This is a genomic window from Acinetobacter sp. X9, assembly GCF_054889255.1.
This window is the reverse complement of sequence record NZ_CM142679.1, coordinates 50,993-77,014: the sequence shown is the minus strand read 5'-3', so window position 1 is coordinate 77,014 and position 26,022 is coordinate 50,993. Positions and strand designations below refer to the sequence as shown.

Sequence of the window (26,022 nt, the reverse complement as noted above, 5' to 3'; positions counted from 1 at the left end):
TCTCTCAGACGTCCTTTTTAGATACAACTCAATAACTTATTAAATATCTGCTTCTAAGGCAGGTACAGACTGCTCAGCTTTTAATTTTCGGCGTTTAAATTGGTAAGCCACCATCAAACACAAGATCCAGCCAGGAATCATCATGACCGCAACACGCATATCTGGTGTTAAAGACATCACGACCAAAATGCCAAGCATAAATAATATGCATAAATAGTTGCTAAACGGATACATAAAGCTTGGGAACTTCGTTGTTTGCCCTTGGCGCTGCATATATTTGCGGAATTTTAAATGCGTCCATGAAATTACAACCCAGTTAATCACAATCGCTGCAACCACAAGCATCATGAGTAAACCAAATGCTTTTTCAGGGAAAATATAATTTAACAATACACATAAAATAGTGACTGCCGCAGAAAGGATCACTGCATTGGTTGGAATACCGCGTTTATTAATACGTGCAAATACTTTTGGTGCATTTCCTTGTTGCGCAAGGCCTAACAACATACGGCTACTGCAATAACTTGTCCCGTTATAAACTGAAACAGCAGCAGTCAAAATCACAAAGTTTAATAACGTTGCAATTCCTTGGCTATCTAAAGAAGCAAAGACCATTACAAACGGGCTTCCGCCTTGTGCCATTTGGTTCCATGGGAACAGCGAGAATAAAACAAAAAGCGTCGCAATATAGAAAATCAAAATACGATAAATAATTTGATTCACAGCTTTAGGTAAAGTTTTATCAGGGTCACGTGCTTCAGCTGCAGTAATACCGAAAAGCTCAATACCACCAAAAGCAAAAATAATGACCGCCATTGCCATCACTAAGCCTTCAACACCGAACGGGAAGAAACCGCCAAGTGCCCAAAGGTTTGAAATGCTTGCCTGTGGACCTGCTGTGCCTGTTGCAAGTAGATATGAACCAAAGCCAATCATTGCAAGAATTGCTAAGATTTTGACAATAGAAAACCAAAATTCCATTTCGCCAAAAAACTTAACGTGTAGCAAATTAATGCCGTTAATTAAGACAAAGAAGGCTAAAGCAGATGCCCACGTCGGGATTTGCGGCCACCAATATTGAATGTAAAGACCAATTGCGCTTAGTTCTGCCATACATACGAGTACATTAAGTACCCAATAGTTCCATCCTGACATGAACCCTGCAAATGGTCCCCAATATTTGTAGGCAAAATGACTAAAAGATCCACTAACTGGCTCTTCTACCACCATTTCACCAAGCTGACGCATCATTAAAAAAGCAATAAATCCTGCAATGGCATAACCGAGGATGACCGATGGACCTGCTAATTTAATCGATTGTGATATACCAAGAAAAAGCCCTGTGCCAATCGCCCCACCCAATGCAATAAGCTGGATGTGCCGATTACTCAAACCATGTTTCAGGTTTCCTTGCTCTTGTGCTGACATATGATTATTCTCATCCGTGTCACGTAATTTTTTTCCAATAAATTACGTATATCATAAATTGATCAAACTTTCATAGAGATTCATGAAAAAATAATTGCGTGACTTTTCTCATGACCGCGAATGAAAACAGAAAATACAAGAAATGACAATTATTATGAAATGTGTAATTAAATTATGTATTGCGTAATTTGATGAATTCAGTATTATAGAGACATGAAGCAATTGGTTGTGCTCGGTCTATATCAAACTCATAAGACAAAAGATGATCTAAGCAAAGGTTAAAACTTATTGAGTAGCTCAGTCCTAGACCGAACTTTTATTTGTATAAGACCCGAGATAAAGACAAGGAAGCGAAAATGGAACAAAAACTAAACTCTTTTATTGAAGTTTCACCTCAATCAGATTTCACTATTCATAATTTGCCTTACGGTGTTTTTAGCAGAGCTAACGAAAGTGAGCGTCAAGTTGGTGTAGCTATTGGTGATTGGGTGATTGATCTCGCTGCTCTTGAAAAGCATGGTCTTTTAAAACTTTCAGAACAAGACACATACTTTAACCAGCCTACTCTGAATAAATTTATCGAGTCTGGCAAAGCCAACTGGTCAAAAGTTCGTAAGACACTACAGTCTCTTCTCTCGGTTGAAAATTTAACGCTTCAAGAAAATGAAGCATTGCGTCAGGAAGTTTTGGTTAAGCAAGACAGCGTTACTTTGCATTTACCACTTCAAGTATCTGGTTATACCGATTTCTATTCTTCTAAAGAACATGCCACCAATGTAGGCTGTATGTTCCGCGACCCTAAAAATGCTTTACTGCCAAACTGGACTGAATTGCCTGTTGGTTATAACGGCCGTGCTAGCTCTGTTGTCGTCAGTGGCACTCAAGTCGTGCGTCCATCTGGTCAAATTAAACTTCCAAATGAAGAGCGCCCAGTTTTCTCAGCTACGCGTAAACTCGATTTCGAACTTGAAACAGCATTTGTTATTGGTAAACCAACAGAGCTTGGCCAGCCGATCTCGATTGAAAATGCTTGGGATCATATTTTTGGAATGGTATTACTCAATGACTGGTCAGCACGCGATATCCAGCAATGGGAATATGTGCCTTTAGGCCCTTTCAATTCAAAATCATTTGCTAGTGCCATCTCACCTTGGGTAGTCACACTTGAAGCACTTGAGCCATTTAAAGTGGAAGGCCCAAAACAAGAGCCTAAACCTTTAACGTATTTACAAGAAAATATCGCGAATAGTTATGACATTAATTTGAGTGTTGAAATTCAAAGCCCGAAATCGGCACAAGCTGACATGATCTGCAAAACCAATTTTAAATATATGTATTGGTCTATGGCTCAGCAGCTCACTCACCACACCATTGGCGGCTGTAACGTTCAGGTTGGTGATTTAATGGGTTCAGGTACTATTTCAGGTTCTACACCAGATTCGTATGGTAGCTTGCTTGAGCTTACATGGAACACCACCAAGCCTTTAACACTTGCCAATGGTGAAACTCGTGGTTTCTTGCAAGACGGCGATACCCTGATCATGAAAGGTCACTGTGAGAAAAATGGTATTCGCATTGGCTTCGGTGAAGTTCGAAATACAGTCCTTCCTGCATTAAATTTCGATTTTGCAGAAACTTCGGAGCCTGACTATGAAGCTGTATAGTTACTTTCGTAGCTCTGCAGCCTACAGAGTACGGATTGGTCTAAACATTAAAGGTTTAGCTTATGAGACTGTTCCGGTTCATCTGGTAAAAAACGAACAGCAAAGCGAAGACTATTTAAAGTTAAACCGTAGTGCTCTAGTTCCGACTTTAATTGACAGCGATTTAACCTTGTCTCAATCGTTAAGTATTTTGGAATATCTAGATGAGCAATATCCAGAAACCAAACTACTTCCAAATGATGTGCAAGAGAGAGCAAAAGTTCGCGCTTTTGCTCAAGCAATCGCTTGCGATATTCATCCATTAAATAACTTACGCGTACTGAAATATTTAAAAAATGACTTAAATGTTTCAGATGAGCAGAAAAATTATTGGTATCAGCACTGGATTATTGAAGGCTTTCAAAATCTCGAACAGCTACTTCAAGATTCAAATGGACAATTCTGCTTTGGACAACAAGCAACAATTGCTGATTGCTGTCTGATTCCACAGGTCTACAACGCGAAACGCTTCAAGATTGATTTATCTGCGTTTCCAAAAATTGAATCGATTTATCACCATTGTTTGTCTATCCCAGCCTTTTATAACGCGGCGCCAGAACAACAACCAGATTGGGAATAGTAAAAAGGAGTTTTAATATGACATTTGCCATTAAAAAAATACATCACGTTGCATATCGTTGTAAGGATGCGAAAGAAACTGTTGAGTGGTATAAAAAAATGCTCAACATGGACTTTATTTTAGCTTTTGCTGAAGACCATGTGCCGTCAACTAAAGCCTTTGACCCATACATGCATTTATTCTTAGATGCTGGTCAAGGCAACGTTTTGGCATTTTTTGAATTGCCAACTCAACCAGAAATGGGCCGAGACGAAAATACGCCTCAATGGGTACAACATATTGCTTTTGAAGTTGAAGACTTAAATGCGTTGATGGCTGCCAAGCAACATTTAGAAGAAAATGGTGTGAAAGTTTTGGGTGTGACTAACCATGGCATTTTCCACTCAATTTACTTTTTCGATCCAAATGGTCATCGTTTAGAACTGACTTATAACGATGCTCATGCTGAAGAAAAAATTGCAAAAATTACTGAAGAAATGAAAACTGAAATGCTAGAGGAATGGAGCAAAACCAAACGCGCTCCGCACCATACTCATTTCTTGCATGAAGAAGAGTTAGGAACCTAATTTTTAAAGAGCGTAATAAAAAATCGGCATTGATTAGAATTGTTTTAAGAGCAGTTCTATATCAATGCCGATTTATATTATTTAAAACCGCTAAATTTCTAGAAAATTGCGCTATAAATAAGAGCATAGTGATTTTAAAAAATTGTTGGTTATTAAACATGTCAATTTCGCTAATAGAAAAAGGTGATTTCTATTTTTCACTAGGCTCAGGCATGATGTAAAACGCGCCAATTTCAATTTATGTTTTGATCGTCACTGTTTAACAGCTAAAGTAAATTTATTAAGGGTATTTAAATGATTGAAGAAAAAGTATCTGGGGGGGTTCAATCACTTGAAGTCGGTTTATCTGTACTAAACGCCCTTTTGGAACACAATCAACCTATTATTCTCAAAGATCTGTCTAGCAAGCTAGAAATGCATCCTGCCAAGGTTCACCGCTATCTGGTTAGCCTTATTCGCATGGAATATGCAAAACAGCTTGATGATGGACAATATGCTTTAGGTGATCAGGCATGGCGCTTAGGTCTCAACTGTGTTCAACATAGCGACACCCTACAGCTGGTACAGCATTTAATTTACGACCTACAAAACAAAATTGGTTGCGGCATACAAATTAGTAAATGGTCACCTAAAGGCCCTGTAGTTGTTCAATCGATTGAATCAAACCACCCTATTTCGATTGTGACTAAAGTCGGCTCGATTATGCCTTTAGTCAATTCTGCTGCGGGACGTCTATTTGCTTCTTATCTTCCAGAACATTTTGTTCGTCCCTTAATGGAAGCAGAATGGCAAAAGCATCAAGAACTTGGTCTGCACATCGCACCACAAAACTGGCAAGCATTTACAGAGCTTAAAGACACTATTCGCCAGCAACAAATGTCGGCAGCGAAAGGCGATTTATTGACAGGAATTAATGCGGTAGGTTTACCTGTGTTTAATTCAAACCAAAGCATCGAGTTTTGTATTGTCGCACTGGATAGCGAAATGTTTTTACCAGTCGACCCTCACAGTAAAACGATTGAAATCTTGAAAAATGAAGTGAACCTCATTAATCAATATATTAAAAGTCGCTAATCAATAGTCATAAAAAAACCAAGAGATCAAACTCTTGGTTTTTTTAGATCAGGAATAAAGCTCAGCTTATTTATTTAGTTTCTAAAACACCACGGCGAATTTGGTCACGTTCAATCGACTCAAATAACGCTTTGAAGTTACCTTCACCAAAGCCATCATCATCTTTACGTTGAATAAATTCAAAGAAAACTGGACCAATCATGTTTTCAGAGAAAATTTGCAATAACAGCTTTTTCTGACCGTCTTTAGTATTACCATCAAGCAAAATACCGCGCTGTTTTAATTCATCAGTCGGTTCACCATGCTCAGGTAAACGATCTTCTAGCATTTCATAATACGTATTTGGCGGCGGAGTCATAAATTTCAGACCAAGGCCTTTTAACTTATCCCAAGTCGAGATTAAGTCATCACAAATAAACGCGATATGCTGAATACCTTCTCCATTAAAGTCAGATAGAAACTCTGCAATTTGGCCGTTTCCTTTGTCAGAGTCTTCGTTTAACGGAATACGGATCTTACCGTCTGGTGCAGTTAATGCTTTAGACGTTAAACCTGTGTATTCGCCTTTAATATCAAAGTAGCGAATTTCTTGGAAGTTAAAGATTTTTTCATAGAAGTTTGCCCAATACTCCATACGGCCTTTGTAGACGTTATGAGTTAAGTGGTCAATCTCATTTAAGCCTGCCCCTACTGGACGTTTCTCGGCATCATCAAAGAAAACAAAGTCATTTTCATAAATATCACGGTCAACTAAAAAGATTGGCATACCACCAATACCTTTAATTGCCGGGATGTTGAGCTCCATTGGCCCAACTTTTGAATAGATTGGTTCAGCACCAAGCTCTACTGCTTTTTGGAAAGCTTTTGCTGCATCACGTGTTTTAAAACCCATCGCACAAGCAGATGGACCATGTTCATTAAAGAAGAATGAAGCATAAGATTCTGGCTGATAATTCAGGATAATATTGATATTTCCTTGACGCCATAAGTACGCTTCTTTCGATTTATGCTTGGCTACTTTTGAAAAGCCGATTGTTTCAAACACTGGATCTAATTCATTTTCTTTTGAAACAAACTCAATAAATGCAAAACCGCATAATTCTAATGGGTTCTCTAAAATATCCATCTAGTTTCCCTCTGGTGATTACCTGTTCCGTTTATCTCTATTGCTGATGAACTCAGCTCCTTTCTCTATAGAATACGTTGCTATTGGGTGAAGACTTGAACCGTCAAATTGGCTTAACCCAACGCATCCTATGAGAAAAAAACGAGTCATTAAAATGAAGATATAATGAGCGTAGAGCTTTTAATGATTAATTTCCGTTCCATGTGGTGTTTGTTTTCCATACACACTGTCCTTTGTTATCTAAAAGTACGATTGAGATTTTTCAATAAACCTTTAAAAATCGTCTTTTCCTAAAAATCATTTATAGATTTATGGAGACCAACATCCTTGTTGGATCTCCAATGGCCATTTACCTTGAATTAGATGCTACTAAAAACAATTAAATTATGCAATACATAACTTAATTATGAATTACATAATTTTAGTAATCTTTTAGTTTGCCTGTTTTTAAAATCAATTATCATATTCGATATTCTGTTTATGATTCTTTATCTTCAAAAATCTCTCTTGCTTTGAGTTTGGAAAACTATGCTTTTAGTCAGTGCATGTTTAATTGGTGAACCTGTTCGATATGATGGTAAATCCTGTCCAAATACCCGACTAAAGCAGCTATTAATCAATAAAAAAGCCCAAGCATTATGCCCAGAGCTATTAGGTGGTTTTACCACTCCCCGTTTACCCGCAGAAATTGTGGGCGGAACAGGTCAAGATGTGCTTGATGGGAAAGCAAAAATTACCGATTCATCTGGTTTAGATGTAACAGAATTATATTTAAAAGGTGCTTACCGCACCCTAGAAGTTGCACAGCAAATAAAAGCAACTTGTGTGGTTTTAAAAGAAAATAGCCCATCTTGCGGTAGCCAAAAAATTTATAACGGTACTTTTCAAGGTGAGAAAATTACGGGAGTTGGAATCACCACAGCGCTTTTGCAGCGCCATGGCTTTGAAGTAATTTCTGAAAACGAAATTGAAGATTGGTTAGTAGAACATTCTCTTTAAGAGTGTGTTGATCTACCTAATCAAAAACCTCTTAATTGTTTTCTAAAATGGAAACAGATGGCACTCATTAGACAAGCCACTAAATAACTTATAGCAGCCATCCACCAGAAGCCATAAATTCCCATCGCAGAAATCGAGATATCCTGCCAATGCAGTCCTTTATAGGCCATCCACCAACCACCGCCTAATCCGAAACATAACACCACGACCAAGAAAATCAGCATTGGTAAAATCGACACATCCCAACAGCGCAACAAAGAGGTCAATAACGTCATTAAGCCATCTAGAAAGTGAGACAGACACACAATCAACAGCAGTGATGCAGCCAAAATCTGCACGGCCAAATCGTCTGAATAGAACGTAACAATTAAGTCCCGTTCCAACCATAAACACAGGGACAAACTGCCACTCACTGCCATAATCACCCATATACTTTGTCTGGCAATTTTGTTCGCTTCTTGCATGTTCCCGCTGCCCATAGATCGTGACACCAAAATACTATAAGCCGAGGCAATTGACGAAGGAAAAATAAACATGAAGCCGCCAGTACTCGCGACAATTTGATGTGCCGCTGACACCACACTCCCAAAAGGCAAGCAACCGAACAAAATGCAACAACGTCCATCAACGCCATGATCGCAGTCGGGATACCTATTTTTAAAATCATACGCAGACTTTGGCGGCTATCTTCAACTGACTGTTCGGGATGCTCAATAAAGATGTATCTTTTCTCCAGAAAAAACAGGTAGTAAACAGCCAACATAAACCACCGTACAATGAGAGTAGCTAACAAAGCCCCTATGGCACCGAGTGGCGGAATTGAAAATAAAGCGACACCATAAATCAAAAGATAGGACAAAATAATTTTAAGAATGAAGAAAACACTATCTGATAATAAAACCTTATGCGCATTTTCAGTGACCTGAGACAAAGCTGTAAATAAGCGCATTAATAAATGCGCGGGTAAAATAAATACCAAAAGCCAAATACAGTTTTTAGTAATTGAAACAACATGTTCAGATGCACCAAACAATTTGGGCAGATCACGGAACAAGTAAAGCAAGCCAATACTCAGCAATGCCGAACATAACATCAGCCAAAGGCCTTGAATAAAAATTTGACGAATACGTGGTATGTCATGGCAACCATAAGCTTCTGAAAGCTTAAGTATCACACCTTGTAGAATCCCCATACCAATGACATAGATCACTGTATATAGAGATAAAGTCACCGATAATGCTGCTACATGATCGTTACTAAAATGCCCTACATAAGCAATATCAACCAATCCACTTAAAACTAGAATTAAATTGCTTGAGAGCATAGGAATAAATAATTTAAAAATCTGGTTCATCAAGGAAATGCCTTATTTTTCTTTACGATTTATACTCATATTCACGTTATTTTTAGTGCATCAATCCAAAGCAAAAGACATACCAGTTCTAAATTAAGCTCCTATAAAATCTGCTTTAAATGAAAAGGCCAAACTATTCGTTTGGCCTTCTTTTGTCATGTATGTTGTTTATACAGTTATTCTTGTTTGTGTTTACTTGCCCAATAAGTCGCTAGTGCAGGCCCAGAAATATTATGCCAAAGACTGAAAATCGCGCTTGGTACTGCTGTAATCGGAGACGCAGCAAAATGGACTGCTGCGAGCGCAACACCTAAGCCTGAGTTTTGCATCCCCACTTCAATAGCAATCGCCTTACTGTCCGCATAAGGTAATTTAAAGAAACGCGCTGCGGTAAAACCTAATAAATATCCAAGCCCATTATGTAAAATCACCACAGCCAAAATAAGCAAACCCGACTGTAAAATTGCTGCTTTGCTTCCACCAATAATCGCGGCCACAATCGCTACAATTGCAATGACCGAAACTAAAGGCATGACTTGAATATAAGATTCGACCTGACGTTTAAGCCATGTTCTTAAAATCAAACCAACGATAATAGGTAGTAGCACCACCTGCAAAATCGAAATAAACATCGAAGCTGCATCAATCTTTAGCCATTGGCTGGCAAGCAGATAGAAAATCGCTGGTGTTAACACTGGTGCCAAAAGTGTTGATACCGATGTACAGGCTACCGATAACGCCACATTGCCTTTAGCCATATAGGTAATCACATTTGAAGCCGTTCCCCCTGGGCAACAACCCACCAAAATGACCCCAACCGCAATTTCAGGCGGTAAATTAAATAATTTACATAAAACATATGCCAAGCCAGGCATTACGACAAACTGCGCTACCACCCCAATCAATACCGCTTTAGGGCTTTGTAATACCCCTTTAAAGTCATCGACGGTCATGGTCATTCCCATACCAAGCATAATAATGCCCAATATCCATGGAATGTACGCTTTGAGCCAGACAAAAAATTCAGGCTGCCATAGCGCTAGCGCTGCAAAAACAATCACCCATAGGGCAAAAGTTTTTTGAATAAATTGGGTAAAGCGTAGGAATGCAGCCATACTTTCTATCCCTAAAAATTAAAATATGAAAGTTAAAAACTAGAGCAATATAATTAGCGCTCACTCAACAGATCAGTCGACTGAATACGGACAACACCTTGCTGCTGCATGGTTTGCCATGCTTGTTCTAACGAACCATTCAGATCAATCCCTTTACAAGCATCTTCAACCACTAAAGTTTTAAAACCTTGCTTAACTGCATCCAAAGCAGTCCATGCTACACAAAAGTCCGTAGCAATTCCGACCACATAAACTGTATCAATACCACGCTCTTTTAGGTAACTGGTTAAACCCGTCGTTGTAGAGTGGTCTGCTTCCATAAAAGCCGAGTAGCTATCAATATGTGCATGAAAACCTTTTCGGATAATCAGTTGAGCAGTCGGAATATTTAAAACAGGATGAAACTCGGCATCTTGAGTACCTTGTACACAATGCTTAGGCCAAAGCACCTGCTGTCCATAGTCGAGTTCAATGGTTTCAAATGGCTGTTTGCCCGCATGATTTTGTGCAAAAGAGATATGATTATCGGGATGCCAATCTTGTGTCAGAACAATATTTTCAAAACAATCAGCAATTTGGTTGATTATTGGAATAATTGTATCGGCATCGGCAACTGCCAAGTTTCCACCCGGTGTAAAACCATTTTGTACATCAACTACGATTAAAGCTGCATTTTGGGGTTGTTTATTCATGCTCATGTCATCTTCAATCCCAACCGGGGAAATTGCATTCTATCTTGCCATAAAAAAAGCCCATATTAAGTAAGGCTCAGTCGAATCAAGCCGTATTGTTATGTTTACTGGGTATTCTTAGCGCGTAATAATGAAAACATCCTATCTTTTCCTCAAGTTTACACCGCGATTATCCGTTAGGCGTATTGTTCTTATGCGTCTGATCAGTCATAATTTGCATAATTGTCATTCAACAATCTGTTATTGTTAGAACTGGACAATCAAAATACTGCAACCATCCCACATTTTGTTTTTCTTACCTCAGATTCGGATGGATAAATAGGATATTTTTAAAAATGACTCAGCAAGCACAGACCATTCAAGGCTCAATCGTCGCAATCGTCACACCAATGTTGAAAGACGGCGGTGTAGATTGGAAGGGTCTTGAGAAGCTGGTTGAGTGGCACATAGAACAAGGTACAAACAGTATTGTAGCCGTCGGTACAACCGGCGAAGCCTCAACATTGAGCATGGAAGAGCACACACAGGTTATTAAAGAAATTATTCGTGTAGCCAATAAACGTATTCCAATTATTGCCGGTACTGGTGCAAACTCAACCCGTGAAGCAATCGAATTAACTAAAGCTGCTAAAGAGCTTGGCGCAGATGCTGCTTTACTTGTAACACCATATTATAACAAGCCAACCCAAGAAGGCCTTTACCAACACTATAAAGCGATTGCTGAAGCTGTTGAATTACCACTTATTCTCTATAACGTACCTGGTCGTACTGGCGTAGACCTTTCAAACGACACAGCTGTACGTTTAGCAGAGATCTCGAATATTGTTGGCATTAAAGATGCAACAGGTGATGTACCTCGTGGTAAAGCTTTAATTGAGGCATTAAACGGCAAGATGGCTGTGTACTCAGGTGATGATGAAACAGCATGGGAACTTATGCTTCTTGGCGCTGACGGTAACATCTCGGTTACTGCAAATGTTGCACCTAAAGCAATGAGTGAAGTATGTGCTGTCGCGATTGCCAAAGATGAACAACAAGCGAAGACGCTTAACAATAAGATTGCAAATTTACACAATATTCTATTTTGCGAATCAAACCCAATTCCTGTGAAATGGGCACTACATGAGATGGGACTGATTGATACTGGTATTCGTTTACCACTCACTCCTCTCGCTGAGCAATATCGCGAACCTCTCCGCAATGCCCTAAAAGATGCGGGAATTATTTAATAAGAGCAATTTATGATGCAATTACGTCTTGGTTTAGTCCTTGCAGTTTCAGCCTTAAGTTTAGCTGGTTGTGGTCGCTTCGCAATTAATAATCACTCTTTAGATTATAAAAATGCCAAGCAACTCGCCCCGCTTGAATATCCTGCCGATGCAACTGTACGACCAGCGACACCTTTGTATCCTGCACCAACTGTAGAACAGCGCGCTATCGATAACGCACCGAAGTTTGAAAATAAGCGTGGCAACCGCTATGCACTGCCACGCCCTGAACAAACGCAAGGTAATGCGACACTAGATGCCTCTGCTCAAACGACGACTGCGCTTGGACGTCCTCAGCTTGTGACTGACGGTAATAAAAACCCGTTGTTAAAAGTTGATGGAAATACAGCCGAGATCTGGCAATACACCAAAGCAACTTTAAGTACTTTAAATTTCAACATCATCGCTCAAGGCAGTAATCAAGCGACGATTAAAGTAAATGACAATACTTATGTGCTTAAACTTACTGGTGTAGGTTCTAGTCATACTCTTGCTCTATTTAATGTAGATAACACTTTTGCAAGCCCAGATGTGGCTGCTGAAGTGCTAAACCAGATTTACCAAAATTGGCCAGCCTAGTCGTTTACTAGGCATTTTTTTTAAAAAGGTTCCCTCATGTTAAAACAAACCTTGCTCTATACTGGTAAAGCAAAATCTGTATATGAAACAGACAATGCCGACCATCTGATTTTAGTCTTTCGTGATGATGCCTCTGCGTTCAACGGCGAAAAAATCGAACAACTAGATCGTAAAGGCAAGGTGAACAACCGTTTTAACGCCTTCATCATGGAAAAACTTGCTGCTGCGGGTATTGAAACGCATTTTGAAAAATTGCTTTCTCCAACTGAAGTGCTTGTTAAAAAACTTCAAATGATTCCAGTTGAATGTGTAATTCGTAACTACGCAGCTGGTTCTCTATGCCGTCGCTTAGGTGTAGAAGAAGGTAAAGAGTTAACTCCTCCTACATTTGAATTGTTCTATAAAGATGACGGTCTAGGCGACCCAATGGTTAACGAATCTCAAGCGATTGCTTTAGGTTGGGCGACTGCTGAACAGTTAGAACAAATGAAAGTTTTAACTTATAAAGTAAACGATGTATTAAAAGCATTATTTGCTGAAGGCAACATGATTTTGGTAGACTTCAAGCTTGAATTCGGTGTTTTCCATGACCGCATCGTGCTTGGTGATGAGTTCTCTCCAGACGGCTGCCGTTTATGGGATAAAGACTCTAAGAAGAAACTCGACAAAGACCGTTTCCGTCAAGGTTTAGGCGGTGTTGTTGAAGCTTATGAAGAAGTTGCTGCTCGTTTAGGCGTAGATTTATCTGACATCTAATCAGTAAAACTTCATAAAAAAACCGGGCCAAAGCCCGGTTTTTTATATTCAGCGCCATGCGCCCCAAACAATGTAGACAGATTTGTCTATTTCAATAAATTAACACTTGCATAAGCTTAATTTAAAACACTAAAATCTAAAAAAACACAAAGCACTTCACAATAATTAAATTTAAAAACTCGGATGAACCTATGGAATTATCTAAGCTTGAAAAGAGATTAATGAATCATCCAATCCATTTTGGTGAAAATCCTTTGGTCTTATTAAACAACTTTAGCACTTCTGCCTTAAAACAAGGATGGAGCGAAGCTGAAGTAGAAACCGTCATTTCTGAAGCTTCTCAAGGTGACTATATGGCACTTATCCGTACTTTAAGAGCTTATACTTTTCTTTGATTTTGTTATTGATGATTTAGCCATTGTGCATTCAATTTATAAAAAGACACATAAAGCTGTTATGAATAGACTAGATTTATCCTGAACACTGCCTTAACAATAAATAAAACAATAAATATAAGATATTTATTCAGTAAGGAGTAACCCTGATGGACCATGAAATAGAGGAAAAGAAAGTCGAGAAAACTTTAAGCTGGCGTGAAAAAATGGCAGTCGAAGAACATGAGAAACTGTCACCCCGTCTGGTTTATGAAATTATCCGCCGTGATGGTGCCGAAGAGCTTGATCGTCCAACAACTGCACTGATCTTTTCAGGGATTGCCGCAGGTTTAGTCATCAGTTTTTCATTTGTATTTAAAGCGATTATTGCTGCTTATCTCCCAGCTGATGCAGTCTGGACCGATTTAATCACTAATGTGGGTTATACCATTGGGTTCTTGATCGCTATTTTGAGCCACATGCAACTCTTTACCGAAAATACCATCACCACAGTTGTGCCTTTATTTAATCCTTTTACTTTCGATAAATTACGAGCAGTGGGCCGCTTATGGGGCATTGTGATTCTATGCAACATCATTGGAACAGCTTTGGCGAGTTTATTTTTCCTAACTACTCACCTGTTTACGCCAGATATTGATAAAGCACTAGATGAACTCGCACATCATGTGGGTTCCTTTTCTGCAACCCAGAATCTGCTCAAAGGCATTATGTCAGGGCTGTTAATTGCTGCATTGGTCTGGATGTTGCCTTCAGTCAGTAATAAGTTTCTGCTCATCTTTTTTATGACGTATTTGATAGGACTGGGTGACTTTACCCATGTAGTAGTTGGTTCTACAGAAATGTCCTATCTAGTCTGGCAAGGAGAAGCCTCTATTAGTAAGTATCTGTTTACTTTCCTCGTCCCCACCACCATTGGTAATATTATTGGCGGTACAGGTGTGTTCACGCTACTGATTTATGGTCAAGTCACTGAAGAGCTGGAATAGCATAAAGCAGGAACTATTGTTCCTGCTGCCATCTGCGTTGCTGTAAGCGCTCACCTTCAACCTCACGCTTATTTCTTGCAGACTCATAGAGTTTGGTCCCTTTTAACTCAGGCGGCAAATAGTCTTGCAGCACAAAGTGCTCAGGGTAATCATGAGGATAGAGATAATTAATACCATAGCCTTGCTGTTTCATAAGCTTGGTTGGCGCATTTCTCAAATGCAAAGGCACAGGTAAATTTGCCGTTTTTTCAGCAAGTTCTAGAGCCTTATTAATCGCTAAATAAGTACTATTACTTTTTGCACTCGTTGCTAAGTAAACTGCTGTTTGACCTAGAATAATTCGAGCCTCAGGCATACCCACCGCTTGTACAGAGCGGAAACACTCACCTGCAAGCAATAGCGCATTTGGGTTGGAGTTTCCGATGTCTTCTGAGGCTGCAATCAGCATACGTCTTGCAATAAAAACTGGATCTTCTCCGCCTTTAAGCATACGTGCCATCCAATATAGCGTTGCATCTGGATCACTGCCTCGAATTGATTTAATAAAGGCAGAAACAAGGTCGTAATGCTGCTCGCCCGATTTGTCATAACGCGCAATATTTTGCTGAGCGACTTTCACTACTACCGCATTGGTAATCGTGTTTTCAATTTCTGGTTCAAAAGTACTTGCGATCAAGTCCAGTAAATTAAGCGCTTTACGTGCATCACCTGCTGCGAACTGAATGAGCGCATCATATTCTTCTATATGAATGTAACGTTCTTTTAAGAATCTATCGCTTTGAAGTGCATTGTTGAGTAGTGTCTGAATTGCCTCACTGTCTAAACTATTTAAGGTATAGACCTGACAGCGTGATAAAAGCGCGCTATTCACCTCAAAAGACGGGTTTTCAGTTGTTGCACCAATTAAAGTAATTTTGCCTTTTTCAACTGCACCTAATAAAGCATCTTGCTGTGATTTATTAAAACGATGAATTTCATCAATAAAAACAACAGGTGTCAGTAAATCACCACTTTCTGCAATCACTTCACGTAATTCTTTTACGCCCGTATTCAGCGCAGACAAGCTCACAAATGGACGGTCTATTGCCTGCGCCAAAAGTAAAGCAATCGTTGTTTTACCAACGCCTGGTGGTCCCCAAAAAATAATAGAAGGCAAATGTCCCTGATCAATCATTTGACGTAAGGGCGCATGTTCACCTAATAAATGATCTTGCCCAATAATTTCAGACAAGTCTCTTGGGCGCAGGCGTTCGGGAAGTGGAATATGGGTGTCTGACATCTCAAATGGCTTTATCGTCTTTTCACTATAGTCTATTGTGTCTCACAGAAATCTACAATTTGAATCTATGAGACACGTTCTTTATTTACAGGCTCTTGCTTAGCATTAAGAGGGTTTCTTACTCAGCTTGAGTAAACGCGCATTTGAGCCATCTTCAATCACCCAAATCGAACCATCTTTTGCTTCATGCAACCCACGAATACGTTTTTTCATATCCAATCTTTGCACTTCTTTCACGGGCTTATGCTCTAAATCCACCACAATAATCGCTTCGGAAGATAACCCGCCAATTAAGGCTTTATTTTGCCATGCAGGAAATTGTTGTCCGCGATAAATGATCATACTCGATGGAGAGATAACAGGAGTCCAGTCAATTTCTGGTGCTTTAAACTCTGGCCGAGTGTGATGATCTGGAATAGGTTGGCCCGAATAATGGTCTCCATTTGAAACGATTGGATAACCGTAATTTTCACCTTTGGTAATAATATTAAGTTCATCACCACCTTTAGGCCCCATCTCAACCACCCACAGCTGTCCTTGGCGGTCAAAAGCCATACCTAACGGGTTACGGTGTCCCAGTGACCATATTTCAGCAGTGACCCCGCCTTGCTTATAAAAAGGGTTATCTACAGCCGCGGTGCCATCCTCATTTAAACGCAAGATTTTACCTAAGTTACTTTTCATGTTTTGGGCAGGATCAAACTTTTGTCGCTCACCTGAACTGACCCACAGCTTACTATCTGTACCAAAAAGCATGCGATGTCCATAATGGCCTTGTCCCGAGACTTTAGGTACTTGCTGCCAAATCTGCTTTATACCGGTGAGTTTTGGCTGATTAGGATGAGATAAATCTAGTTTTGCACGTGAAATCACTGCGCCAGATCCACCTTGCCCTTTTGTAGCATAGCTGAGATAAACCCAATGATTCTTGGCAAAGTCAGGGTGTAAAATGACATCTCCTAAACCACCCTGTCCTCCATAGTTCACCGCTGGAACACCTTGCACGTCCAACATTTGCTTATTTTTAGGGTTAAAAATTTTTAATTTACCTTGCCGTTCAGTCACTAATAAACGCTGATCAGGCAGACTGGTCACAGCCCAAGGCTCATTAAAATGTGAGACTGCTTCAACCTGATAAGTTTGTTTGATGGCAACAGACTGATCTGCTTTTGCAGTCGTATTTTGTTCAGGATTTTTTGAATTGGTATTATTAGACCCACAGGCCATTAACAAAAAAAAGCTACTACATAATAAGGGGGCTGCTAATCGTCTCATCATTTTTATCTCCTTTGTTTTTATTGTTATATTACGGAGATGAGCAAAAAAATTACGATAAAAGTGTTACTTTATTATACGCTGTAATCAAACATTCTCTTTTAAGACTAAATTAGCGCACCCACCGCACAATATAATCTTCAAGATCATCTTCATGGACATCAACTTCAGAAATACAACGTCCTGCAACTGACTTTTTCGCCTTAACCACGCTTTGCCTCGAACCCGTATTTAAATAATGCCAAGAAGGTAAATTCTTGCCTTCATTCAAGCGCTTATAGGCACAGCTTGAAGGTAACCAGTGGATTGTTTTTAAAGACTCTACCGTTAATTGTAGGCAGTCAGGTACTTGCTGCTGACGGTTTGGATAGTCCGTGCAACGCCCTGTACCACAATCAAGTAACTTACAGGCCACTTTGGTATAAGCCACCTCATGCGTATCTTCATCTTCTAGTTTTACCAGACAGCACAAACCACAGCCATCACATAAAGCTTCCCACTCAAGTTGAGTCAGTTGCTCTAACGGATAGTTTTTCCAAAAGAGTGGTCGGAGTGAGGTCTCGGTAGACATAATCTTTTAACAGCTGATGAGATAAAACGATGTATCAGTATAGCATTGAAGTGGTCTGTACTAAAAAAGAAGCTGTATTTATGACATCACAAAATGATTGTTTAATATACATTTCAACCACATAAACGACACATTCCGAGTAAAAAACACGCTATATAGTTAAATGACAATGAAAAATAAGGAGGACAGCATTATGTTCCGTTGGGCGATAATTTTTGCAGTAATTGCACTCATTGCCAGTCTATTAGGGTTTGGTGGTGTTGCAGGGCTATCTAAAGACTTTGCCGTGATTTTATTAGTTGTAGCTGTAATTCTAGCTGTAATTGGGTTCATTTCTCGAGGCCGAACCTAATTCAATCATGACTACATAAAAAGAAGGAACTGGTTTCCTTCTTTTTTTATTGCTTATAACTTTGTATCTTTTTCTTTTGATGTAGATTTTTACATAGTTATTTATTTTAGTTCTTAATTTTTATGCTTTAATCAAGCGTATTTAAATCGATTTAAATTTCAGGATTAATGTCATGAGTACTGCAATTAAAACCCGTGAAATTCAATATACTGCACCAGACGGTAGCCATTTAATTGGTTACTTTGCGGCTCCAGATAGCGAAACACCTGTTGCGGGTGTGATTGTTGCTCCTGAGTGGTGGGGACGTAACGAATATACAGAGCAACGCGCACGTGAACTTGCTGAGCACGGCTATGCTGCGCTTGCAATTGATATGTATGGTGATAAAAAAGTTACAACGACCGCAGCTCAAGCCTATGAATGGATGATGCAGACATTTGAAGAGTTAGACACGGTGACTGATCGTGCCAATGCTGGGCTTCAAACTTTAGCTGCTCAACCGGAAGTAAACAGTGAAAAAATTGCCGCTGTCGGTTACTGCTATGGTGGTAAAGTCGTATTAGATCTTGCGCGTTCAGGTGCTCCACTAAAAGCAACTGCAACTTTCCATGGCACATTAACGCCTAAAGCTCCTGCTCAAAAAGGCGACATTCAAGGTGAAGTTTTAGTTCTACATGGTGAATTAGACAGTATGGTCACCTTAGAAGATGTTGCTAATTTTGAAAAAGAGATGCAAGCTGCTGAGGTTAAACATGAAGTAGTGGTTTTAGAAGGTGCTAAACATGGCTTTAGTAACCCGCTTGCCGATGAAAGAGCTAAAGCGAACGGTGTGGACCTTGGCTACAATAGCGAAGCGGAAAAACAAGGCCTTGCTAAAATGTACGCTTTATTAGATCGTACTCTAAAATAAAAGAAGCAAATTTGGAGCAAATGATTTTTTTGCATTTGCTCCCTTAAATGTTTATGACTTTGCAATATTTTTACTGTATTTTTTAAACCATACTTCAATAACTATACTCCCGTTGAGCTAGAGCAAAGCCTAGTCTTATTTCCCGCACTCGGGGTTTAATGGAATAACATGAGAGGATACAACAATGACTGACAAGAAATGTCCGTATTGCGAATTTGATGAATATGACATCATTGATAAGAATGAATTTGCCGTAATTTTGCCTGATTCTAATCCGTTATCTAAAGGCCACTGTGTCGTAACTCCATTACGTCACGTCAACTCGTTCTTTGATATTACCTCTAAAGAACATCAAGGCTTACTTACACTTCTTGAAATTGCCCGTCATGAAACCCAGCTTCGTCATCAACCAGATGGCTTTCATATTGGCTTTAATGATGGTGAAGTTTTTGGAAAAACTTCAGATCATTTCCACATTCATGTCATTCCTTACTATAAAAACCAGCCGTTGAAACTAGATCAACGTTGGGGCGTAAAAGAGGATTAATCCTCTTTATGCTTGAAGCAGAGACCACTTATTTTCAAGTGATCTCTGTTTTAACAGGCTCGTTCTGGTTGCCTGCTTTAAACAAAACTTCTCTCCAATTTCAGCTATAATTTAGCCCTTACTTCTCTTCTATAGCTGTTCATGCCTGAATTTTCTTTTTCTGATGCCCTCTTAAACTGGTTCGATCAACATGGTCGTCACGATTTGCCTTGGCAAGTTGCCGATGATCCGTACAAAGTTTGGGTTTCTGAAATTATGCTACAACAGACTCAGGTGAAAACAGTTCTGCAATATTTTGACCGCTTTATGGAGCGCTTCCCAACTGTAGAAGCTTTAGGTCATGCAACTTGGGATGAAGTAGCACCTTTTTGGGCTGGCCTCGGTTACTACGCTCGTGCACGCAATTTGCATAAAGCGGCTGGTCTTGTCACGCAGCAAGGTAAATTTCCTGAAACGCTAGAAGAATGGATTGCGTTACCTGGCATTGGTCGCTCTACCGCAGGCGCGCTCATGTCTTTAGGTTTACGTCAGTACGGCGTCATTATGGATGGCAACGTGAAACGCGTCTTAGCTCGTTTCTTTGCAATTGAAGATGATTTAAGCAAACCACAGCACGAGCGTGAAATGTGGAAACTGGCTGAAGAGCTTTGCCCTACACATCGCAATCATGACTACACTCAAGCGATTATGGATCTCGGCGCAACCATTTGTACGCCTAAAAAACCGCTATGTTTATATTGTCCAATGCAAGCTCACTGTCAGGCTTATCAGCAAGGGTTAGAACAAGAATTACCTTTTAAAAAACCGAAAAAAACACCGCCTGTTAAAACAGCAGATGTTCTTATTATTCAGTGCGAAGGTGAATGGTTCTGGCAACAACGTCAAGCTCATGGTCTATGGGGCGGTTTATTCTGTTTACCTATTTTAGAAAATGAACATGAACGACTGAGCATAAGCCAGCAATATAAATTACAGCCTCAAGCACAAACTTTTCAGATCAGCCATAGCTTCACTCATTTCACATGGTTACTTAATGCTCATGTGTTCCACGTGGAACCTGATCAAAAAGAACATCTGGCTATTGAACTTGAAGGTCAATGGTTGAGTCCGGAACAAGCCATTGCCAAAGGTGTTCCAACCGCTATGAAAAAATTGATCTCGACAAGCCGTTCATGACATAGTGAGTAAAATAATTTTGATATGGGTGTGACAGGGAGTATTTTGTGCGACGTTTTGTTTCTCATTTCTCACTTGGTTTTCTGATTATTCTATTGGCGGCCTGTGCCAGTGCACCTAAAAAACCTGCCCCACTTCCACCTGCTGAAGTCATCAAACTCAAAAGTATGCAGCTTCCAAGTCGACTACCTGTACCTGTAAAAGGTATTGACCGGGATGAATTAAAAGACACATGGGGAGCTGCTCGGAGCCAGGGCCGTAGTCACGAAGGAATTGATATTTTGGCTCCACGTGGAACCAAAGTGTACAGTGCAACCGAAGGACTCGTTGCAGATCTTCGTAATAACAACTTGGGTGGCAAAGTCATCTGGATTTTAGGCCCAGCAGGAACATGGCATTATTATGCTCATCTGGATGGTCATAAACGTGGCTTAAACGTAGGCGACTATGTCAAAAAGGGCGACCTCATTGGCTATGTCGGCAATACGGGCAATGCACGTTATACTTCACCTCATCTTCATTATGGTCTTTACCTAGATGGTAAAGGACGTGGTGCTGTTAATCCTTATTTATATTTACGCTAGGAACATTTTATGTCGGAAGCGCTGATCAATCGCTTAGTAGAGTTTGCCGAGTCTGGCAACCAGCAAAAGATCATTTTAAATGGCAATAGCTATCAAGGCTGGATCATGGAAATCAGCGATGATGCCCTACTGATCAGTACCGGTTTTTCAGACAAAGTTGGCAAAGACTTTTGGCTAAAGTTTGAAGACTTAACACAAGCAGAACTGTATTATTGGGATACTCGCCCGAATGAATGGGTGCTATTTAAACTTTAAAATTCTAAGATAAATATAAGGAGCATTATCATGAAAACTCAACGTTGCGGATGGTGTTCCGACGATCCACTCTATATTGCCTACCATGATGAAGAATGGGGCAAACCCGAACACGACGAAGCACGATTATTTGAAATGCTCTGTCTTGAAGGTCAGCAAGCCGGCCTATCATGGATTACCGTACTGAAAAAAAGAGAAAGCTATCGTCAGCATTTTTTTAATCATCCGATTGCAGACATTGCTTCATTTACAGATGATTTTCTAGAACTAAAATTATCTGATGCTGGCTTAATTCGTCACTTAGGTAAACTCAAAGCCATTCGTGATAATGCTATTGCTTGGCAAGCGCTCAAAGCACAAGTCGGTGATGTTCCTACATGGCTTTGGCAGTTTGTAGATGCAGCTCCACAAAACAATGATGTTGTAGATTATCGTAAGGCCCCTGCTCAAACCGAACTGAGCGTAAAACTTTCCAAAACTCTTAAAAAGAATGGTTTCAAATTTGTTGGCCCAACCACCTGCTATGCTTTTATGCAGGCAGTAGGCATGGTCGATGATCATGAAAACGATTGTCAATTTAAAGCTTCATAACCCACCAGAACGGTTCAAAGCCGCTTAAGGAGTTTCCGATGAGCAATAATACGATTCAAGCTTATGCTGCAATGCAGGCAGGTGAAAAACTGGTTCCCTATCAATTTGACGCAGGTGAATTACAACCGCATCAGGTTGAGGTAAAAGTTGAATATTGTGGTTTATGTCATTCTGATATTTCTGTTTTAAACAATGAATGGCGTTCGACCGTGTACCCTGTGGTTGCAGGTCATGAAATTATTGGACGAATTGTTGCTTTGGGTTCAGAAGCAAAAGGTCTACAAATTGGGCAACGTGTCGGCATTGGTTGGACAGCTGAAAGTTGCCAAGCCTGTGATGAATGTATTGGTGGTCAGCAAGTACTGTGTACAGGTGGAAATGTTGCAACAATCGTGGGGCATGCTGGTGGCTTTGCCGATAAGGTCCGTGCAGGTTGGCAATGGGCCATTCCCCTCCCTGAAGATTTAGATGCTGAAAGTGCAGGTCCTTTACTTTGTGGCGGAATTACCGTTTTTGACCCGCTACTCAAACACAAAATACAGGCAACGCATCATGTCGGTGTAATTGGTATTGGTGGTTTAGGTCATATAGCCATTAAGCTACTTAAAGCTTGGGGCTGTGAAATCACTGCTTTTAGTTCTAATCCTGACAAAACAGAAGAACTCAAAGCAATGGGAGCGGACCATGTGGTAAATAGCCGCGATACAGAGGCGGTAAAAGCTCAAAAAGGGAAATTCGATTTATTGCTAAGTACCGTGAATGTGACTCTAAATTGGTCTGCTTTTATTGCAACACTGGCACCAAACGGAACCTTACATTTCTTAGGTCTTACGCTTGAGCCTGTTCCTGTTTCTGTTGGCTCTCTTATTGGTGGTGCTAAGTCAGTGACTGGTTCACCTACGGGCTCACCTGCTGCACTACGTCAGCTTTTAAAGTTTGCTGCACGCAAAAAAATTGCGCCTCAAATTGAGCTATTTCCAATGTCACAGCTCAATGAAGCAATTGAACGTCTACACTCAGGTCAGGCACGCTACCGCATTGTACTTAAAGCAGACTTTGCAGAATAAAACTAACTCGCTGTTTTAATCTGTTGCCGTGACCAGTCCGCTAAGTCTTTAATTGCTTGGCGGACATCTGCTGTTAACTCATGACCTGCATTTAAACGAATAAAATGCCGATAGCGTTCATCCTCACCAAAAACATGACCGGGAACTACAGTAATTCCGTGAGATTTTGCAGTGTAATAGAGCGCCAAACTATCTACAGTTTTAGGTAACTGCATCCATAAAGCATAACCACCTTCTGGTTGACTCAGTGCAATTGGAATATCTTCAAATGCATTTAAAATACAACTACGATAGTCCTCGACTTGCCGCATCAAATTCGGTCTTAACTGCTCTAAATGCTCCCTATAACCACGACTATAAATAAAATCAGCTAGACCTAATTGTAGCGGTGTATTGACCCCAATATTACTGGCTAACAGCTCAAGCCTTAAATGTTCTAACTTTGTTGTTAAACAGAACCATCCTACGCGATACGCACTCGACAATGACTTAGAAACTGACCCACACCAAATCACATAGCCTTCACGGTCCCAATAGCGAATAGGTAATGGTCGTTCACCGCTGTAACCACACTCTCCATAAATATCATCTTCGATAATAAAGCACTGATACTTTGCTGCTAATTCGGCAATCTTTTGTTTTTCTGCATTACTTAAACAATATCCTAGAGGGTTTTGATAGTTGGCTGTCATTAAGCAAACTTTAGCCAAACCTTGCTTCATAAATGATTCTAAGCGCTCAAGATCGATACCACGATGATGCGCTGGAATTTCAATAATCTGCCGTTTTAAACTGGCTATAAGCTGTAGTTGTCCATTAAAAGTAGGCGTCGGAATTAAAATACTATCGCCTACTTCTGTTAGATGTTGAATCACCAAAGATAAAGCAGGCATGCAGCCATTGGTAATAAAAATATCTTCTACCGCGATAAAAATCCCATCTTCACGCCAATGATCAGATAACGCTTTTCTTAATTGCTCATGCCCTTGTTTATTACAATAAAGAAAGTCTTGAGGCTGACAATTTTTTAAAGCCCGTTGAATAGAACGACGTAAACCTTCCACAGGAATAAAATGAGGTGTTAACTGAATAGAGCCTAATGGTACAAGATGGCTTTGTAAGGCAGCTTCCTGAATTTGATTATGCAATTCCAGATTTGAAACTTGTCGAGGTAAAGACAAGAAATCTGGACTTTCAGGAATGGGACCCGATTGTGCACGAGCAACCACAAAATAACCTGACTTCGGCTTTACATAAATAAGCCCCCTCGCCTCAAGTAACTCATAACAACTTTTTGCTGTACTTAAACTAATGCTGTGCTGACGAGCAAAATCTCGTAAAGAAATAAGTTTCTGGTGAGGTTTAAGCTCATCTTGATAAATACGATGTGCTAATTGATTGGCAAGAACCTGATATTGGAAAGTCATTCTGTGCTGCTTTTTTAAAAATTTCTGTATCTGTACTGGTTTATAGAACACCTTTAGGCTATAGAAATCAACTCAGAAAGTAGCAAACTCATGAAATTAAAAGCTATATTGTTATTTACTATTGTTTTAGCTGGTTGCCAAACTGAGCCACAAAACGAGCAGTACAGACATACCGTTTGCCAAAGCCTGATTGAAGGTTATTTAAAAATGACCAATCAACAAGACTATAAAATGGAGCAACGCACTGATGATGAGGCTAGTACGATTTCTCATTATCAATATAAGCGTAATAGCTCTAATGAAGTTGTGATGGTGAATTCGACTTATTCCAAATTATATTTTAGTTGTCGACAACAGCAAAAAAGCTATTTTCTGTCTCAACATTCATCACAAGGACAAACGACCCCACTTTTAGAAGTTCATTTTCCAACTGACAGTTACACTACTTTTAGAGAGCGTTTTTAAAACCGTCTTTTAACTGTTCTGCCAAAAACTCAATAAATAAACGAATTCGTTTTGGTAGATGCTCTTGTTGATAATACACAGCATGGATGCTTTGGTATTGATGTTCAATTTGGTCTTCGAATAATGCAATCAATCGCCCTTCTTCAATATCTTTCCAAATTTCAAATTCAGATAGTCGTGCAATACCATGTCCTCTAATCGTCAACTGACGTACCGTCTCGCCACTTGATGCTTTAATTTTTGATTGTGCAAAAAAATATTCATCACCAACTTTAATCGGCCAACTATTGATATATGCAGGCCTGGTAAAACCAATCAAATCATGTTGTTCAAGCTGTTCAGGTTGTGTCGGTGTACCCTTAATTGCTAAATACTCAGGGCTTGCAACGATAAATAAGCGACTTTTACATACTAATTTGGCATGAAGACTTGAATCATTAAGTTCCCCAAATCGGAATGCAACATCGGTTTTATGTTGCAGTAGATCAATCACCTGATCATTACTATTGAGCTCAATTTCAATGTTTGGATAGCACTCACGAAACTTATGCATTAATGGCGCAATTACGTGTAAGACAAACGGCGTTGCTGAATCAATGCGAATGAGTCCCGCAGTCCCCTGATCAGATTTTTGTAGTTCTTCTTCAGCCGCATTTAGCTCATTTAAGATTTTACGGGCCTTTACCAGAAACTGTTGTCCTTCTTGAGTGAGTTTCAATTTACGTGTAGTTCGCTCTAACAAAGTCACATCTAACTTAGCTTCTAAGCGTGTTAAAGATCGACTGACTCCTGAAGGCGTTTGTTTTAAATGTTCTGCCGCCGCAACAAAAGAGCCTGTATCAACGATTGCGATAAACGCGACCAGCTCTTCAATTGTTGATTTCATGTCTTATTCCATTATT

The 26,022-nt window shown here is 39.8% G+C and carries 28 protein-coding genes and 1 pseudogene; 19 read left to right on the top strand and 10 right to left on the bottom strand.

Annotation, left to right across the window (positions count from 1 at the left end):
* Positions 1–39: 39 nt before the first annotated feature.
* The gene (locus tag ACYU0V_RS00360; protein ID WP_002119258.1) at positions 40–1,428 is read right to left on the bottom strand and encodes an amino acid permease; all 1,389 of its coding nucleotides are present in this window, start codon (positions 1,426–1,428) and stop codon (positions 40–42) included.
* A gap of 356 nt (positions 1,429–1,784) precedes the next feature.
* Here ACYU0V_RS00360 and fahA point away from each other — a divergent pair, with 356 nt between their 5' ends.
* From fahA to ACYU0V_RS00340, 4 genes are all read left to right on the top strand, one after another.
* Positions 1,785–3,092, top strand: a complete 1,308-nt coding sequence (fahA, locus tag ACYU0V_RS00355) for a fumarylacetoacetase (RefSeq protein WP_039766583.1) — start codon at positions 1,785–1,787, stop codon at positions 3,090–3,092.
* Entirely contained in the window at positions 3,079–3,711 is a 633-nt protein-coding gene (gene maiA / locus ACYU0V_RS00350; protein ID WP_461848629.1) for a maleylacetoacetate isomerase, read from the top strand. The genes fahA and maiA overlap by 14 nt, the downstream gene beginning before the upstream one ends.
* Before the next feature lie 17 nt (positions 3,712–3,728).
* Positions 3,729–4,277: a VOC family protein gene (locus ACYU0V_RS00345; protein WP_002119119.1), complete on the top strand. Its 549-nt coding sequence runs from the start codon at positions 3,729–3,731 to the stop codon at positions 4,275–4,277.
* Positions 4,278–4,571: 294 nt separating this feature from the next.
* Positions 4,572–5,351, top strand: coding sequence for an IclR family transcriptional regulator (locus ACYU0V_RS00340; RefSeq protein ID WP_002119135.1), 780 nt, complete (start codon positions 4,572–4,574; stop codon positions 5,349–5,351).
* A 70-nt stretch (positions 5,352–5,421) separates the two neighbouring features.
* Here ACYU0V_RS00340 and hppD read toward each other — a convergent pair whose 3' ends face one another.
* Positions 5,422–6,477, bottom strand: coding sequence for a 4-hydroxyphenylpyruvate dioxygenase (hppD, locus tag ACYU0V_RS00335; RefSeq protein ID WP_284088206.1), 1,056 nt, complete (start codon positions 6,475–6,477; stop codon positions 5,422–5,424).
* Between the two features lie 528 nt (positions 6,478–7,005).
* Between hppD and ACYU0V_RS00330 the strand changes: the two genes are divergently transcribed.
* Positions 7,006–7,476, top strand: coding sequence for a 2-thiouracil desulfurase family protein (locus tag ACYU0V_RS00330; protein ID WP_461848627.1), 471 nt, complete (start codon positions 7,006–7,008; stop codon positions 7,474–7,476).
* A gap of 20 nt (positions 7,477–7,496) precedes the next feature.
* On the opposite strand, the pseudogene ACYU0V_RS00325 reads toward ACYU0V_RS00330, so the two are convergent.
* From ACYU0V_RS00325 to pncA, 3 genes and pseudogenes are all read right to left on the bottom strand, one after another.
* Positions 7,497–8,830, bottom strand: a pseudogene (locus ACYU0V_RS00325) (MATE family efflux transporter).
* Positions 8,831–9,006: 176 nt separating this feature from the next.
* Positions 9,007–9,945 (bottom strand): bile acid:sodium symporter family protein, encoded by a 939-nt coding sequence (locus tag ACYU0V_RS00320; RefSeq protein WP_347765881.1) that lies wholly within the window; start codon positions 9,943–9,945, stop codon positions 9,007–9,009.
* A gap of 53 nt (positions 9,946–9,998) precedes the next feature.
* The gene (gene pncA / locus ACYU0V_RS00315) at positions 9,999–10,643 is read right to left on the bottom strand and encodes a bifunctional nicotinamidase/pyrazinamidase (protein WP_461848624.1); all 645 of its coding nucleotides are present in this window, start codon (positions 10,641–10,643) and stop codon (positions 9,999–10,001) included.
* Between the two features lie 329 nt (positions 10,644–10,972).
* On the opposite strand from pncA, the gene dapA reads away from it, so the two are divergent.
* From dapA to ACYU0V_RS00290, 5 genes are all read left to right on the top strand, one after another.
* The gene (gene dapA / locus ACYU0V_RS00310; RefSeq protein WP_017402863.1) at positions 10,973–11,866 is read left to right on the top strand and encodes a 4-hydroxy-tetrahydrodipicolinate synthase; all 894 of its coding nucleotides are present in this window, start codon (positions 10,973–10,975) and stop codon (positions 11,864–11,866) included.
* A gap of 15 nt (positions 11,867–11,881) precedes the next feature.
* Positions 11,882–12,484, top strand: coding sequence for a hypothetical protein (locus ACYU0V_RS00305; RefSeq protein WP_002119179.1), 603 nt, complete (start codon positions 11,882–11,884; stop codon positions 12,482–12,484).
* Positions 12,485–12,520: 36 nt separating this feature from the next.
* The gene (purC, locus tag ACYU0V_RS00300) at positions 12,521–13,240 is read left to right on the top strand and encodes a phosphoribosylaminoimidazolesuccinocarboxamide synthase (protein ID WP_002119240.1); all 720 of its coding nucleotides are present in this window, start codon (positions 12,521–12,523) and stop codon (positions 13,238–13,240) included.
* 191 nt (positions 13,241–13,431) lie between these two features.
* Positions 13,432–13,635: a hypothetical protein gene (locus ACYU0V_RS00295; RefSeq protein WP_032036259.1), complete on the top strand. Its 204-nt coding sequence runs from the start codon at positions 13,432–13,434 to the stop codon at positions 13,633–13,635.
* Between the two features lie 149 nt (positions 13,636–13,784).
* Positions 13,785–14,621, top strand: coding sequence for a formate/nitrite transporter family protein (locus tag ACYU0V_RS00290; RefSeq protein ID WP_057085416.1), 837 nt, complete (start codon positions 13,785–13,787; stop codon positions 14,619–14,621).
* A gap of 13 nt (positions 14,622–14,634) precedes the next feature.
* Here the strand turns inward: ACYU0V_RS00290 and ACYU0V_RS00285 are convergent, their stop codons facing one another.
* From ACYU0V_RS00285 to ACYU0V_RS00275, 3 genes are all read right to left on the bottom strand, one after another.
* The gene (locus ACYU0V_RS00285) at positions 14,635–15,900 is read right to left on the bottom strand and encodes a replication-associated recombination protein A (RefSeq protein ID WP_017402866.1); all 1,266 of its coding nucleotides are present in this window, start codon (positions 15,898–15,900) and stop codon (positions 14,635–14,637) included.
* Between the two features lie 105 nt (positions 15,901–16,005).
* A complete protein-coding gene (locus tag ACYU0V_RS00280; RefSeq protein ID WP_461848621.1) occupies positions 16,006–17,178 on the bottom strand; it encodes a PQQ-dependent sugar dehydrogenase in 1,173 nt (390 codons plus the stop codon).
* Positions 17,179–17,287: 109 nt separating this feature from the next.
* Positions 17,288–17,746 carry a YcgN family cysteine cluster protein gene (locus ACYU0V_RS00275; RefSeq protein WP_017399446.1) on the bottom strand — a complete coding sequence of 153 codons (459 nt, stop codon included), beginning with the start codon at positions 17,744–17,746 and terminating at the stop codon, positions 17,288–17,290.
* A 193-nt stretch (positions 17,747–17,939) separates the two neighbouring features.
* On the opposite strand from ACYU0V_RS00275, the gene ACYU0V_RS00270 reads away from it, so the two are divergent.
* From ACYU0V_RS00270 to ahr, 8 genes are all read left to right on the top strand, one after another.
* Entirely contained in the window at positions 17,940–18,098 is a 159-nt protein-coding gene (locus ACYU0V_RS00270; protein ID WP_002053759.1) for a DUF1328 domain-containing protein, read from the top strand.
* Between the two features lie 172 nt (positions 18,099–18,270).
* Positions 18,271–19,008, top strand: coding sequence for a dienelactone hydrolase family protein (locus ACYU0V_RS00265; RefSeq protein WP_002119163.1), 738 nt, complete (start codon positions 18,271–18,273; stop codon positions 19,006–19,008).
* 184 nt (positions 19,009–19,192) lie between these two features.
* Positions 19,193–19,555 (top strand): HIT family protein, encoded by a 363-nt coding sequence (locus ACYU0V_RS00260; RefSeq protein WP_461848620.1) that lies wholly within the window; start codon positions 19,193–19,195, stop codon positions 19,553–19,555.
* A 141-nt stretch (positions 19,556–19,696) separates the two neighbouring features.
* Positions 19,697–20,731 (top strand): A/G-specific adenine glycosylase, encoded by a 1,035-nt coding sequence (gene mutY / locus ACYU0V_RS00255; RefSeq protein WP_060465146.1) that lies wholly within the window; start codon positions 19,697–19,699, stop codon positions 20,729–20,731.
* Between the two features lie 47 nt (positions 20,732–20,778).
* On the top strand, positions 20,779–21,315 hold the full coding sequence (locus ACYU0V_RS00250) for a M23 family metallopeptidase (RefSeq protein ID WP_461848617.1): 537 nt from the start codon (positions 20,779–20,781) through the stop codon (positions 21,313–21,315).
* A gap of 9 nt (positions 21,316–21,324) precedes the next feature.
* Positions 21,325–21,570, top strand: coding sequence for a hypothetical protein (locus tag ACYU0V_RS00245; protein WP_001287364.1), 246 nt, complete (start codon positions 21,325–21,327; stop codon positions 21,568–21,570).
* 30 nt (positions 21,571–21,600) lie between these two features.
* Positions 21,601–22,161: a DNA-3-methyladenine glycosylase I gene (locus ACYU0V_RS00240; RefSeq protein WP_005066585.1), complete on the top strand. Its 561-nt coding sequence runs from the start codon at positions 21,601–21,603 to the stop codon at positions 22,159–22,161.
* Between the two features lie 38 nt (positions 22,162–22,199).
* Entirely contained in the window at positions 22,200–23,228 is a 1,029-nt protein-coding gene (gene ahr / locus ACYU0V_RS00235; protein ID WP_017481883.1) for an NADPH-dependent aldehyde reductase Ahr, read from the top strand.
* A 2-nt stretch (positions 23,229–23,230) separates the two neighbouring features.
* Here the strand turns inward: ahr and ACYU0V_RS00230 are convergent, their stop codons facing one another.
* The gene (locus ACYU0V_RS00230; protein ID WP_461848614.1) at positions 23,231–24,655 is read right to left on the bottom strand and encodes an aminotransferase-like domain-containing protein; all 1,425 of its coding nucleotides are present in this window, start codon (positions 24,653–24,655) and stop codon (positions 23,231–23,233) included.
* Positions 24,656–24,745: 90 nt separating this feature from the next.
* Here ACYU0V_RS00230 and ACYU0V_RS00225 point away from each other — a divergent pair, with 90 nt between their 5' ends.
* A complete protein-coding gene (locus tag ACYU0V_RS00225) occupies positions 24,746–25,120 on the top strand; it encodes a hypothetical protein (protein WP_461848613.1) in 375 nt (124 codons plus the stop codon).
* Here the strand turns inward: ACYU0V_RS00225 and ACYU0V_RS00220 are convergent.
* Complete coding sequence (locus ACYU0V_RS00220; RefSeq protein ID WP_017386200.1) at positions 25,104–26,006, bottom strand: LysR family transcriptional regulator; 903 nt, start codon at positions 26,004–26,006, stop codon at positions 25,104–25,106. The genes ACYU0V_RS00225 and ACYU0V_RS00220 overlap by 17 nt on opposite strands.
* Positions 26,007–26,022: the final 16 nt, after the last annotated feature.